The organism is Shewanella psychromarinicola, assembly GCF_003855155.1.
Lineage (GTDB): Bacteria > Pseudomonadota > Gammaproteobacteria > Enterobacterales > Shewanellaceae > Shewanella > Shewanella psychromarinicola.
The window spans coordinates 3,855,130-3,868,974 of record NZ_CP034073.1; the positions used below are offsets into that span (position 1 = coordinate 3,855,130).

A 13,845-nucleotide genomic window follows, 5' to 3' on the forward strand; every position below is an offset into this window, starting at 1 on the left:
GGAATGTTTAGCAAACATTACGCGCCATGTTTATTACGCACATGTTTGACAGACACATAGAGGGAGTTATCAAACTTCAACCTCAACTCATGATATTTCTTTTAACGTCATTTCAATCGTGTCTACGAGATAGCATTGACAGTATTAAACCTCACTGTTTGGTGATAAATCGAGGTCATTCTATCAGATCAACTCGACATCAACGACGCCACGATATTATGCAAAATGGTGCAATTGCAACTCTGAGACATCGATTTTTGATAGATTGTTGAGTTTGGCGTTTATTAAAACGATAGAAATTACCGACTAACAAGGTGATGAGCAAGATTTTTCTCACTTAACAGCGGTTTTAATACGCTTTTTTGCCGATAATTAGACCATTAAACTAAGATTGCTTGCTAACTAGTCAGCTAAAGAGACCATGATAAACACATAAAGCACATATTTATAAGCAAAAATCATCAAATGCGTATCAGCCAAGGATTTCATCAGCTAACATCATCTATCGTTAGTGAACTCTTGATGAAGGCTTTTATGAATTCAATGCTTTTCTACCTCACTCGGCCTCGTTCATCTTATGAGCATCAATATGGGAGGGGTACTCAAGCCTTATGGCTATTATGTGCATTTCTCGTCACAAGCCAGCCTTGTGTCGTCAAAGCAACAGAACTGCCTAACCAACAATCAACCATTCAACAATCAATCAATCAGCAACCCATATCGACACCCCAAATCGACAAGGTTGCCCAGCAGCCTGCAGCGTTATATCTTGATAGTATGCTGCAACTATTAAAACCAATGCATTCACAGTTAGGCATTACCGTGTGGGACATGACTAGTCAACAAACGGTATTTGAGTACAACAATCAATCGTTGATGCAGCCTGCCAGTGTCCAAAAACTGTTAACCGCATTGGCCGCGACCAAACAACTCGGTAAAGAATTTACCTACCAAACACGATTAACTACGCTAGCAGAGCAACCTCTGGATAAAAGCCGGATTGACCATGGCATTTATTCTGGTGATATTTATGTCGAGTTCAGTGGCGATCCGACTTTTAAGTACCAAGATTTGCGCCTGTTACTCGCCTCCTTAAGTCAGCTGGGCATCACTGAACTGACAGGCAACATCGTATTAACCAGTGAACAAGACAGCCAACTACAAGCACCTGGATGGGTATGGGACGATTTAGGGATCTGCTATGCGGCCCCAATATCGCCTTTCATCATTGATAAAAATTGCGTCTATGGTCGATTAGCCACAGAGGGTTACAATAAAATAGCCAACATCACCATGATGGGTAACAGGCCTATTGAAATCAGTAGCGATGCTTATTTTGTCAACCCGTCCACGACGTTGCCGATTGCTAAACCTGCGGTTAAGTCATTAACCGATACTGGCGTTATTCCCACACTATTAACGGGATCTGCCCCACAGTGTCACTTATCGTTAAGCCGTTTCGATAATAATCGTTATCATCTCAGTGGCTGTTATGTTGGGGCTAAATCATTACCGTTAGCGATAGCCATTACGGAACCACAACTTTATGCTCAGCAGATTGTGGCTAAACAACTTGCCTCTTTAGGCATTGTGCATCAGCAACCTATTACGGCGAGAAAAATGAGTACGGATCCGCAATTTATTGCTCAACGGTACATTATCGCCAGCCACCAATCTGCAGCCTTGCCTCAATTGCTCGAAACCATGTTACTCAAATCAGATAATTTAATTGCCGACAGTTTACTCAAAAAACTGGGTGAGGATTATTATCAGGCGCCAAGTGACTTTGCCCAAAGTAGCCAAGCATTGAAAACCATTCTTTACTCGATAGGCATCGATTTATCCAACGCAAACATCGCCGATGGCTCAGGTTTGTCACGCTATAATTTACTCACCCCGGAGCATGTATTAAGTGTACTCACCACCCTATATCAACAACCACAATACCGCTTTTTACTCAACTTATTACCAGAATCAGGTGTCAGTGGCACCTTACGCTACAAACGCTATTTTAATAAGTCACCGTTGAAAAACCATGTGTTTGCTAAAACCGGCAGTATGTTGGGTATTGCTAACTTAGCGGGCAAAGTTAACGTCAGTAATGGCCATGATTATTTATTTGTTTTATTCGAAAATGGCCTAAGCCCACAAATTAAAAAACAGCAAAAAGCGCCGTTTTCAGCGATATTCTTGCAAACCATGATGGATGTGCCTAGATAATATTGCTACCTATGGACGTATCTTAACGAAAGGTGCGTCATCCTCAATCGCGATAATGTAATTTTAGCGCCACCAGCAAGGTCAACTCCAACCAAACTGACGCTAACAGTCAGTAACAAAAGTAATAATTATCGTTAAATCATCATTATATCGTTACAAATGGCCTTTCAGCACTAGCGCATATTATCACTTGCTATAACATTGCTAACCGTAACCTTAAGATATCAATGTTTTATCGGCTGGAGATATTATGGATAAGCAAGTCAGTTCGCGTGGCACAAAAGAAAAAGCCCTTCGTTTAAATTTAGACGAGAAAAAGTACGGCACCATAGTCGAAATTGGTGCCGGACAAGAAGTTGCGCGTAACTTTTTTGTGGCTGGCGCAGCTGCGGGCACGATAGCAAAAACGATGTCGGCCTACGATATGAAATTCTCTGATGCCATCTATGGAGTTCAAGAAGATGGTCGTTATGTCAGTAAAGCGCGCGTCTTAGCGATGATGGAGCAAGAGTTTGATTTAGTGGTTGATCGCGTCGGTGCAATTCGTTCAAAGTCTTCACGTTATTTTGCTTACGCAACAACCGTTTCGGCTAAAAGCTTTAATCGTAAAAACGAATGCCATGCATGGTGTGGGGTGCGTATTCAAATGTACCCAGGTGCTGAACCGTCAAATATTATTGTCCATGTACGTATGTTTGATGACAGCGCCGAAGCACAACAGCAAGCATTGGGTATTTTAGGGGTAAATTTGATTTACGCCAGCTATTACTATTTTGAAGATCCAAAGCAAATTATCGATTCGTTAACCGACAGCTTAAAAGCCAATCGGATTGAAATTGACTGTATTGACTTCCAAGGTCCCTACTTTGAAGATGTCGACAATCAAACCAAGAATATTCATCTCATTCGCAGTTGGAAAACCCGCGCGATAATGTTTAAAGCCGATGGCAGTGTCGCGGTCCCAGCCGATATGCTCTACAAAAAGAATGTATTAACCATTCGCGGATCGTTTAAACCTATCACCAAACTCAATGTGGATATGATTGAGCAAGGCTATAAAGCCTTTTCCACATTAGAGGGAGTAACCGATAAGAACACGGTGTTAATCGCCGAAATATCGCTAAATGACTTACACGGCAAAGATGCCAATATGACCGAAAAGGACATCATGGAGCGGGTTAAATTGCTTAATTTATTAGGCTACAACGTGATGATTTCCGATTACACGCGCTACTTCTCATTACGGGCCTATTTCCGTCAATACACCCAATTACAAATTGGCATTGTGGTGGGCATGATTAACATCAAACAAATTTTTGATGAAGAATTTTACCGCGGTTTAGAAGGCGGTATTCTTGAAGGTTTTGGTAAATTGTTCCCGGATAACACTCGCTTGTTTGTCTACCCTGAACGAGATGAAAAAGGCATTCTTAACGATTTAACCACGGTCAGCGTACCCAATAACCTACGCTATTTATTCCGTCATGTGCTTGATAATGGTTTTATCACCAGTATTGAATCAAGCGATATTGATCTGTTTAATATATTTTCTCGGGAAATTTTACAGCAAATTTGTCGTGGTCAAGGAGAATGGGTTGACGCCGTTCCCGAGCCGGTGAGTAAAGCGATAATGGAACAAAAATTATTCGGCTACCGCGGATAATAAGCCCATAATAGCTTTTTGCTATGATTAAACGGTCATTGCTCTACTCGATGTAAGATGACTCAATTTTCGGCTAAATCTCTTAAATAATTGATTATATTTTATGTCATTATGCATAAAAGTAGCTTTGCTAGACTATTGCTTAAAATGGCTAACTTATCTTAAGTTAGCCATTTTACTTAACAGGCTCTTTATTAAACGCCCCCCCCCGTTAACATCGGCAATTAATGGTAATCATTCACAACAGCTGACCTGTTTTTTAGTCATCCGTACTCTTTACAACAGGAAATAGCGGTTGTTACAGATAGCGGCTTTATCCGTGCCTTTATTCGGGATCAGCATGGGGCCTTCAACTTAAGATCAGCTTATAAAAAGGTAACTAACAGAAATATTGCCAAATAATCGAGATCACTGAATGGGTAAAGTAACAAGTTGCAAAGGGTATTGATTATTTTGGTTCCTTAGGATTATCGACCTCAATTATCCACCCAAATTATCCACCTCAATTACCCACCTCAATTTTTCAGCTAAAAATGTACCAGCCCCTAATTTGATCAATAAATGCGTGACACTTGTTAATTGCAATGACTCATCAAAATATCAGTAACCTTGACCATAAAGATGTTGAGCTCGCGCTCGTAAAATCAGTACGGTCGTTATCGCAACATCTTAATTGTACTGTTAGTGCTGAAGGGGATGAACAAATTGAAACTGGCGCCAAACGTCAAGCGTTCGGTTGCGACTGAGCTCAAGACTAAAATTACGGTCAACCTATGCCGACAAAACAATCGCCATTTTATCCAAGCTTCTGTGGCGTAATCATCATGACAAACCTTTACCAATACAGAAGTAAATTTAGTGACCTAGATCATAAATTCAACTGAAGTATTAACTTAACCTCATGATTGGTTAATTGTTCTATGATTAATTAATTATTCGATTTATAGGCCCCCTTATTATGTATCAATAAAACCGATTAACCAAACCGGAAAAAGTCGCTTTCTTTAGTTACCACAGTCAGTTAGCCTAGTTAAGCAATCCAATAATACATAAAATTTATGTTATTAAGTGATCAAGGAAAATATCATGGACAAAGCACAACAATCTCAAGGCAAGTGCCCTGTTAATCATGGCGGTAATACCTCAGTCGAAGACGATGTGATGGAATGGTGGCCTAAGGCACTTAATCTCGATATTCTTCATCAACACGACAGAAAATCAGATCCGATGGAAGCTGACTTCAATTATCCTGCGGCCTTTAAAAGCCTTGATCTTTCTGCCGTAAAAAAAGATCTCATCGCATTAATGACTGACAGCCAAGACTGGTGGCCAGCTGATTGGGGCCATTATGGCGGACTGATGATCCGCATGGCTTGGCATTCTGCAGGGACATACCGTATTGCTGATGGTCGCGGTGGAGCAGGAACAGGTAACCAACGTTTTGCGCCCATAAACAGCTGGCCAGATAACGTCAATCTAGATAAAGCGCGTCGCTTATTATGGCCAATCAAAAAGAAATACGGTAACAAACTCTCTTGGGCTGATTTAATTATTTTTGCCGGTACTGTTGCCTATGAGTCTATGGGACTCAAAACATTCGGTTTTGCGGGTGGTCGCGCCGATATATGGCACCCAGAAAAAGACATCTACTGGGGCTCAGAAAAACAATGGCTTGCCACTAGTGACTCACCAGATAGTCGCTATTCTGGTGAAAGAGATCTCGAAAATCCATTAGCCGCTGTAATGATGGGATTAATTTATGTCAACCCAGAAGGCGTCGATGGTAAGCCCGACCCACTGAGAACCGCACAAGACATTCGTGTCACCTTTGAACGCATGGCAATGAATGACGAAGAAACTGTCGCCCTTACCGCGGGTGGTCACACTGTGGGTAAATGTCATGGTAATGGCCAAGCAGAAAATCTACAAGCCGTTCCTGAAGGCGCAGAACTTGAAGACCAAGGCCTGGGCTGGTTAAATAAAACAAGTCGTGGCGTGGGCCGGGATACGGTTTCCAGTGGTATTGAAGGGGCTTGGACCACTAACCCAACACAGTGGGACAATGGTTACTTTGAGTTATTGCTTAACTACGAGTGGGAGCTTAAAAAAAGCCCTGCTGGAGCGTGGCAATGGGAACCCATCAATATCAAAGAAGAGCATAAACCTGTTGACGTTGAAGACCCATCAATTCGTTTAAACCCCATTATGACAGACGCCGATATGGCGATGAAAATGGACCCAGAATATGGCAAAATCTCGCAACGTTTTTATCAAGACCCTGCTTATTTCTCTGACGTGTTTGCCCGTGCTTGGTTTAAATTAACTCATCGTGATTTAGGCCCTAAAAGCCGCTATCTTGGCACCGAAGTCCCTGCTGAAGAGTTAATTTGGCAAGACCCTGTTCCACAAGTTGATTACAGCTTATCAGAGCAAGAAATTAACGATCTTAAAGCCAAAATATTATCCAGTGGATTGAGTGTTGCAGAGCTTGTGGCAACCGCTTGGGACAGTGCCCGTACCTTCCGTGGTTCTGATTTCCGTGGTGGCGCCAATGGAGCGCGTATTCGTTTAGCGCCGCAAAAAGGTTGGCAAGGAAATGAGCCGGCAAGATTGCAAAAAGTATTAGCAGCATTAACCACTATTCAAGCCGGTCTAGCGAAGTCTATCAGTATGGCTGACTTAATCGTACTTGGTGGTACTGCTGCAGTAGAAAAAGCCGCTCACGCTGCTGGTGTCAAGGTTACAGTGCCGTTTGCGCCTGGTCGTGGGGATTCCACCCAAGAGCAAACCGATATTGAGTCTTTTGAGGTATTAGAGCCGTTGCACGATGCTTATCGTAACTGGCAAAAGAAAGACTATATCGTTCAGCCTGAAGAAATGATGCTCGACCGTAGTCAATTAATGGGACTAACCGCCCATGAAATGACAGTTTTGGTTGGCGGTATGCGAGTCTTAGGTACCAACTACGACAACAGCAAACACGGTGTGTTTACTGACAATGTCGGCGTGTTATCGAATGACTTTTTTGTCAACTTGACCGACATGTCATACAACTGGAAACCTACTGGCAATAACCTATATCACATTATTGACCGTAAAACAGGCAAGATGAAGTGGTCTGCCACTCGCGTTGACTTAGTCTTTGGTTCTAACTCTATACTGAGATCTTATGTCGAAGTGTATGCTCAAGATGACGCTAAAGAAAAATTTGTTCATGACTTCATTAAAGCATGGACTAAAGTCATGAATGCGGATCGATTTGATCTAGTCTAGTGAGTAATGTCTGTAATAATGTTTACTTTGTAAAATAATGACGGGGCAGAATAATATATTCTGCCCCGTATTTTATTGGGTTAAAGAGTGCAACACACGTTTAAACGACCCCAAGATTAATTCATACGCTTTATTTCAAAATCCACTTTCACTTTTACGGGTACTCGCTTAACATTCAATGCCGCTGGCTCATACTGCTGTTTTGGCATCTTGTTGACTAATTTTTGCGTCATCCAACCTTCAGGCTGCGAGCTAATAAGTTCTTTGCTGACTTCGTTACCGTTTGAGTCAATCGTAATATAATATTCGCCCTTACCTGCACCTCTTGGTAACCAATCAGGACGTTTGTTTAACATTACAGGTTTAATCTGCTCCAATGACCAATATTGATTTAGTTGAGAATGTTCAATAGTGATCACATTTGTATTAAACACGGCTTGAGGTACTTGAACGGTTTCAGGTTGAGTTTGGCAACCCGATAAAATAATCACAGGTAAAAAAAGTAGTGAGAAATATTTATTCATTAATATCTTCCTTGAAATGACTTAATATTGATTATGGACGACAAACAGACTACACATATTGATAAAAAAATAACATCTTATAGAAGCAAAAAAGCACTGAAAATCAGTGCTTTTATTTTTATTAAACAAGTAACAGTAAACTTAGCCTTTTAGGGCTTGATCAATCATTTGTTGTGCTTGAGTAATAATGTCATCCAAATGCTGCTGATTAATAAAGCTTTCGGCATAAATTTTAAACAAGGCTTCAGTGCCCGATGGCCGTGCGGCAAACCAGCCATTTTCGGTAGTGACTTTAATACCGCCAATGGCAGCATTGTTGCCGGGTGCGTGACTCAAAATTGCTGTTATCGCCTCACCCGCTAATTGAGTATCAGTAAAGCTATCACTATTTAATTGTTCAAACTTGGCTTTTTTCTTAAGGCTAATGGGGCTATCGATACGCGTATAAAAACTCTCACCAAATTGCGCAGTTAATTCTTGATAACGCTCTGCAGGTGTTTTACCGGTTACCGCTAATATTTCGGCCGCAAGCAAGGCTAAAATAAAGCCGTCTTTGTCGGTACACCAAGTGCTGCCATCACGTTTTAAAAACGCTGCGCCTGCACTTTCTTCACCGCCAAATGCTATGGTGCTTTTGGCTAAGCCATCAACAAACCATTTAAAGCCTACTGGCACTTCAAGACAATGACGTCCTAACGCCTTACAAACCCTGTCAATCATCGCGCTAGACACTAAGGTTTTTCCGACTGCAAGTGACTCTGACCACTGCGGGCGATGGGTCATTAAATAATCTATCGCAACAGCTAAGTAATGATTCGGGTTCATTAAGCCAGAACCAGGACACACGATACCGTGACGGTCGTAGTCAGGATCATTACCCACGCACAAGTCATAATCTTCGCTGTACGCTAACAAGCCTGCCATGGCATAAGGAGACGAGCAATCCATGCGGATTTTGCCGTCTTTATCTAATGTCATAAAGCCAAATGTGGGGTCGACTTTGTCATTGACTAAGGTAATATCAAGGCCATAGTGAGCGGCTATTTGCTGCCAATAATAAATACCAGAGCCACCCAGTGGATCAACACCAATACGAATGTTGGCTTTTTTAATCGCTTCCATATCTATCACTTGTGCAAGTGATTCAACATAGGGCGCAATAAAATCAACTTCATCTATCCAACCAGATTTTACCGCAACACCGTAATTGACCTTTTTAACCCCAGAGAGTTGATTCGCTAGGTATTGGTTGGCCTTAGATTCAATGATTTTGGTAATTTCACCTTCAGCGGGACCGCCGTGCGGTGGATTGTACTTAATGCCACCATCCTGAGGAGGATTATGTGATGGCGTTATAATTAACCCATCGATTAATGTCGCTGGGTTAGCTGCATTAGCTGCATTAGCTGCATTAGCGGTGACTATGGCTTGCGACACTACCGGGGTAGGCGTAAACCCATCGTCTTTTTGAATTAACATCTTAACTTGATTAGCAGTCAACACTTCTACCACCGACATAAAGGCGGCATAAGATAATGCATGAGTGTCAAAACCGACAATCATTGGCCCAGTAATATTGGCTGAGTGACGATAATCGACAACAGCTTGGGTGATGGCCCAAATATGGTTTTGATTGAAACTGGATGTAAACGCACTACCACGATGACCCGAAGTGCCAAACGTCACTTTCTGCTGCACGTCTTCCACGTTAGGAATAATGCGATAATAATGACTCATCAATTTAGGAATATTCACTAAATCCGTTTGTAAAGCGTGCTGTCCTGCGCGTTGATGAATGGCCACGTGTGGTCTCCTATGAGTAAATGATTAATTGAATCTTCGGAAAATCAAATGTTAAATGTGTTCAGCGATGCTCTTTGCTCTTTCACTACCACAGCCTAAATGTTCCAATACCTCTGTTAATATAGTTTGTTTTTTCGCAGTATTGTTATTGGTGGTGACCCAAAAACCACTTGAGGCAATTTCTTTTGGATTAGAAGATTGACTTGAATTTAATAATGCCTGTTTAGAACGAGCAAAATACAAACGTCCTTTGCCTTGCACATTAAGCACCTTATCAAAATCACTGCGAGCAGTGGTTTCAAGACTGGCTAATAAATGCATAAAACGCCCTACCGCACCTTTTTGCTGGCTTAATAAATGTTGGTTAACAATCGCATCAAAATCAATCGTGACTAACGTTGAAATGTCTTCATCTAGTGGATAGTGCTGACCGGTAATATTCTGTTCCGCAATGACCTTTTCCACGACTGCCTTAGCTTGATTAAAAACCGAATGACGATCTTCCAGCGATTCAGATTCTAAACTGGGCTGACTAATGGCCTTGGGTAAGCTTATATCGACATCTTCGACAGACAAGTTCAATAAACGACGCAAAATATCTGAAGCGCTTTCGCCGATGCGTTCCGTCTTACTGGCAATAAAACGATAAAGTTCTTCGTCAATTTCAATGTATTTCATCAGAGTCATCCTTTTTCTATCAGTCTTTGTCACTACTGTAGCCATTATTTTGCTGGCGCCGAGTAATTCGGGATCGCAGATCAAATTATTATTAATGCGATCAAAAAAATATTGTTCCAGTGTAAGCCAAGCTTAACCTACTAATAAAGTAGCAAAATCATTAAATGACCTATAATGCTGAAATTTTATTAAAAGGCGATTAAAATATCATCAACAATTGTGACAACGATCATCAAAACTTGATTTGACAGGCTCATTGCAGCAAAATCCCCCGCACAAATTGTCCCAATGAGCTTATTGCGTTATGCATTATGTATCTTCTGGTCAAGGTGAAGCCGTCCTGCTTATTCATGGACTGTTTGGTAATCTTGATAATTTAAAAAACCTAGGCAGCGTGCTTGAACAACAGCATCAAGTCATACGGGTTGATTTGCCCAATCATGGCTTGAGTGAACATTGGGATAACATGGATTACGCTCAACTGGCTGATGCCATGGTTGATGTACTCGATGATTTATACCTCAAACAAGTCCATGTTATTGGGCATTCAATGGGCGGCAAAATTGCAATGGCAATGGCACTTTTACACCCAGAACGAGTAATAAGCCTAGTGATCGCAGATATCGCTCCTGTGGCTTATAGTCCGAGACATCAAACGGTGTTTGCAGGATTAACCAGTTTAATATTAAACAGTAAAACCACTCGAAAATCAGCCTTAACCCACTTAATGGCTGCAGGTATTGATGAGCCGACATCTCAGTTTTTACTTAAGAATCTACAACGTACTGATAGCGGTTTTGAATGGAAAATGAATTTAACTGGGCTAATCGAGTCTTACGACCGTATTATTGGATGGAATTTACCATTAACCAATGACAAACATTTTGATAAACCAGCACTATTTATCCGTGGTGGTGAGTCAAATTATGTAACGGCTGAATATCGTGATGAAATCATGCGTCAATTTCCTCGCGCTAGCGCCAAAACATTAAATGGCACAGGGCATTGGTTACATGCACAAAAGCCAGAGATATTTAATCGCATCGTGTCTGAGTTTATTGAACAAAACCAAGGGTAAGTTTTTAATATTTTAGCTTTTTGAATATAGCCGATTGTCACCTAATGTGATATATTCGCGCCCTCTTTTCGCCAGACACTCAATCGCGAAGGTAGAAGTATGTTAAACCAATACATTGAACAAATTGAAGCGGTAGGCTTAAACTTGTTTTTTGCATCGATATTCTTTTTTATCGGCATGGCTATCCATGATGTGCTTAAACAAGGTCAAGTCCCCAAATTTGGTCGATTTATTGTGTGGTTAGTTTTATTCCTCGGCTGCGCCGGGTTTATTGCAAAAGGTATTATTCAGATGACCTGGGAAGGCTCTGGGATCGGTTAAAGAGTACAATGGCAAAAGAAACAACAGATAGAACGACTATTGACCTTTTTGCTGCAGAAACTCGCCGAGGGCGCCCGAGAAGTAACCCACTTTCTAGGGAGCAGCAATTAAAGATCAACAAGCGTAACCAAATTCAGCGTGATCGCGCTAACGGTTTAAAGCGAATAGAGTTAAAGGTGTCACAAGATCTGTATGATGCCTTGAACCAACAAGCTTTGAACAGTAACATTAGTCGTAGCCAGTTAATCGAATTTATTCTGCAACAGCAACTCGACAACTGAGACGTTTTTAGAACATCGCACAACGCGAACTTGATATTTAAAGGATAGACAATGGCAACTGTAGGTCTTTTTTTCGGTAGCGATACTGGCAACACCGAAGCTATAGCCAAAATGATCCAGAAAAAACTGGGTAAAAGCATGCTCGATGTTAAAGACATCGCAAAGAGTACTAAAGAGCAAATTGCTGAATATGATTTGTTAATGTTTGGTATTCCAACATGGTATTACGGCGAAGCACAGTGTGATTGGGATGATTTTTTTCCAGATCTTGAGCAAATCGACTTTACCGATAAGTTAGTCGCTATTTTTGGTTGTGGTGACCAAGAAGATTATGCGGAATACTTCCTCGATGCGATGGGCATGATACGTGACATCGTAGAAGCGCGTGGTGGGATCATTATTGGTAATTGGCCATCTGAAAGCTACAACTTCGAAGCCTCTAAAGGCATGGCGGACGATAAGCACTTTGTTGGTTTAGGGATTGACGAAGACCGTCAACCAGAACTCACCGATGAGCGTGTTGATGCTTGGGTCAAGCAGATTTATGAAGAAATGTGTTTAGCTGAGTTAGAAGACTAATTCTGTAGTTACTCAGTAAAAAAAAGCGGCAATTAGCCGCTTTTTTTCTTTTTAACTATCGGCTGTCGTCGGTGAAAAAACCAAACCGAGGCTGATTCATTTTAAGTTTGAACCCGCTAAAATTTTAGACAGACTTTTATGCAGTATAAAAAAAATAATATCTTAAATACATTTTCTATATATCAAAAGCACACAAGAATATGGCCGGATTTAGCAGCAAAATCTTTGATCTAGACATAAATAATAGTTTGAATCATTGGGATATATTTTGTACCGTTGTCGATAATTATGGAGACATAGGTGTCACGTGGCGTTTGGCTAAGCAGTTGGTGACAGAATATGCCATACCCATTAATCTATGGGTTGATGACTTAGTGAGTTTTTCGCATATTTTACCAATGCTAGATCCCGATAAAGCACAGCAGAATATCAATGGCGTGAATATATTTCAATGGAATAACCCACTTGATATTAAGTTTGAAGCTGGGGTTGTGGTAATTGAAGCATTTGCCTGTGAGTTACCTTCACAGGTAAAGCTAGCCATTGAACAATTACATCAACACCCAGATACTTGCGCCCCTACTTGGTTAAACCTTGAATACCTTAGTGCCGAAAATTGGGTCGCTGGTTGTCATGGACTGCCGTCGTCACAAGCCAATGGGGTCAAAAAGTGGTTTTACTTTCCCGGTTTTAGCGCTCAAACCGGAGGACTTATTTGTGAACGTGAATTGTTTAGCCAACGAGATGAATGGCAAGCAGATCATAAACATAAATTAGCATTATTCAAGCAGCTAGGGTTACAGGGCATTAATGCCCAGGATACGGTTATCAGTGTTTTTAGTTATGAAACCCAAGCCTTACTCGCTTTATGTCATTTATGGCAAGCGTCGCCTACCCCAATTCATGCGCTTATCCCTAAAGGGCGCAGTTTGCACAGCTTAACAAGCCTATTGCCTTGTGCGATTGAAGATTTGATGCCCGGTCAGCAATTTGTCATAGGTAGCTTAACCTTGCATATATTACCCATGACAGATCAAAATGACTTTGATCGCTTGCTATGGAGCTGTGATTTTAATATTGTGCGGGGTGAAGATTCATTTTTACGTGCTCAATGGGCTGCAAAACCCTTCATATGGCACATTTATCCTCAAGAAGATGATTATCACTTGGTAAAATTACAAGCTTTTATGCAACTTTACTGCGATAATCTTGCTCCAGAAATTACTACTACTTGGTCTGAGGTGAATTTGGCCTTCAACCGGGGCAATACACACGCGGTAGTTATGCACTGGCAACAGTTAAATTCTGTTAATTTGTCTTTAATGCAACATGCTATTAAATGGCCAATTAACGCGTTAAAAGATGCAGATCTTGCGAGTCGACTCGTTCAATTCGTTAAAAATAGCTAAGATACTGCTCTATAAA

General features: G+C 41.2%; 11 protein-coding genes. 8 read left to right on the forward strand and 3 right to left on the reverse strand.

The window, feature by feature from the left end; all coding sequences use genetic code 11:
• The first annotated feature begins 534 nt into the window (after positions 1 to 534).
• From dacB to katG, 3 genes are all read left to right on the forward strand, one after another.
• Complete coding sequence (gene dacB, locus EGC80_RS16805; RefSeq protein WP_164839484.1) at positions 535 to 2,220, forward strand: D-alanyl-D-alanine carboxypeptidase/D-alanyl-D-alanine endopeptidase; 1,686 nt, start codon at positions 535 to 537, stop codon at positions 2,218 to 2,220.
• 250 nt (positions 2,221 to 2,470) lie between these two features.
• A complete protein-coding gene (locus EGC80_RS16810) occupies positions 2,471 to 3,883 on the forward strand; it encodes a TonB-dependent receptor (RefSeq protein WP_124011491.1) in 1,413 nt (470 codons plus the stop codon).
• Between the two features lie 1,086 nt (positions 3,884 to 4,969).
• Positions 4,970 to 7,156 (forward strand): catalase/peroxidase HPI, encoded by a 2,187-nt coding sequence (gene katG, locus EGC80_RS16815; RefSeq protein ID WP_124011492.1) that lies wholly within the window; start codon positions 4,970 to 4,972, stop codon positions 7,154 to 7,156.
• 116 nt (positions 7,157 to 7,272) lie between these two features.
• On the opposite strand, the gene EGC80_RS16820 is transcribed toward katG, so the two are convergent.
• From EGC80_RS16820 to seqA, 3 genes are all read right to left on the reverse strand, one after another.
• Positions 7,273 to 7,680, reverse strand: a complete 408-nt coding sequence (locus EGC80_RS16820) for a hypothetical protein (RefSeq protein WP_124011493.1) — start codon at positions 7,678 to 7,680, stop codon at positions 7,273 to 7,275.
• A gap of 141 nt (positions 7,681 to 7,821) precedes the next feature.
• Entirely contained in the window at positions 7,822 to 9,483 is a 1,662-nt protein-coding gene (gene pgm, locus EGC80_RS16825) for a phosphoglucomutase (alpha-D-glucose-1,6-bisphosphate-dependent) (protein WP_124011494.1), read from the reverse strand.
• 51 nt (positions 9,484 to 9,534) lie between these two features.
• A complete protein-coding gene (seqA, locus tag EGC80_RS16830; RefSeq protein WP_124011495.1) occupies positions 9,535 to 10,161 on the reverse strand; it encodes a replication initiation negative regulator SeqA in 627 nt (208 codons plus the stop codon).
• 304 nt (positions 10,162 to 10,465) lie between these two features.
• On the opposite strand from seqA, the gene EGC80_RS16835 reads away from it, so the two are divergent.
• The 5 genes from EGC80_RS16835 to earP all read left to right on the forward strand — a co-directional run bounded on the left by EGC80_RS16835 (position 10,466) and on the right by earP (position 13,829).
• Entirely contained in the window at positions 10,466 to 11,239 is a 774-nt protein-coding gene (locus EGC80_RS16835) for an alpha/beta fold hydrolase (protein ID WP_124011496.1), read from the forward strand.
• Between the two features lie 99 nt (positions 11,240 to 11,338).
• Positions 11,339 to 11,560: a DUF2788 domain-containing protein gene (locus EGC80_RS16840; RefSeq protein ID WP_101031701.1), complete on the forward strand. Its 222-nt coding sequence runs from the start codon at positions 11,339 to 11,341 to the stop codon at positions 11,558 to 11,560.
• Between the two features lie 8 nt (positions 11,561 to 11,568).
• Positions 11,569 to 11,841, forward strand: a complete 273-nt coding sequence (gene ybfE, locus EGC80_RS16845) for a LexA regulated protein (protein ID WP_011637372.1) — start codon at positions 11,569 to 11,571, stop codon at positions 11,839 to 11,841.
• A gap of 51 nt (positions 11,842 to 11,892) precedes the next feature.
• Positions 11,893 to 12,420 (forward strand): flavodoxin FldA, encoded by a 528-nt coding sequence (gene fldA / locus EGC80_RS16850; RefSeq protein WP_101031703.1) that lies wholly within the window; start codon positions 11,893 to 11,895, stop codon positions 12,418 to 12,420.
• Between the two features lie 200 nt (positions 12,421 to 12,620).
• Entirely contained in the window at positions 12,621 to 13,829 is a 1,209-nt protein-coding gene (gene earP, locus EGC80_RS16855) for an elongation factor P maturation arginine rhamnosyltransferase EarP (protein WP_124011497.1), read from the forward strand.
• The last annotated feature ends 16 nt before the right edge of the window (positions 13,830 to 13,845 follow it).

What these genes read in the sequence shown, in the direction of transcription:
- dacB (WP_164839484.1), top strand. Translation starts at nt 535, where the DNA reads ATGAATTCAATGCTTTTCTACCTCACTCGGCCTCGTTCATCTTATGAG.
- EGC80_RS16810 (WP_124011491.1), top strand. Translation starts at nt 2,471, where the DNA reads ATGGATAAGCAAGTCAGTTCGCGTGGCACAAAAGAAAAAGCCCTTCGT.
- katG (WP_124011492.1), top strand. Translation starts at nt 4,970, where the DNA reads ATGGACAAAGCACAACAATCTCAAGGCAAGTGCCCTGTTAATCATGGC.
- EGC80_RS16820 (WP_124011493.1), bottom strand. Translation starts at nt 7,680, where the DNA reads ATGAATAAATATTTCTCACTACTTTTTTTACCTGTGATTATTTTATCG.
- seqA (WP_124011495.1), bottom strand. Translation starts at nt 10,161, where the DNA reads ATGAAATACATTGAAATTGACGAAGAACTTTATCGTTTTATTGCCAGT.
- EGC80_RS16835 (WP_124011496.1), top strand. Translation starts at nt 10,466, where the DNA reads ATGCATTATGTATCTTCTGGTCAAGGTGAAGCCGTCCTGCTTATTCAT.
- EGC80_RS16840 (WP_101031701.1), top strand. Translation starts at nt 11,339, where the DNA reads ATGTTAAACCAATACATTGAACAAATTGAAGCGGTAGGCTTAAACTTG.
- ybfE (WP_011637372.1), top strand. Translation starts at nt 11,569, where the DNA reads ATGGCAAAAGAAACAACAGATAGAACGACTATTGACCTTTTTGCTGCA.
- fldA (WP_101031703.1), top strand. Translation starts at nt 11,893, where the DNA reads ATGGCAACTGTAGGTCTTTTTTTCGGTAGCGATACTGGCAACACCGAA.
- earP (WP_124011497.1), top strand. Translation starts at nt 12,621, where the DNA reads ATGGCCGGATTTAGCAGCAAAATCTTTGATCTAGACATAAATAATAGT.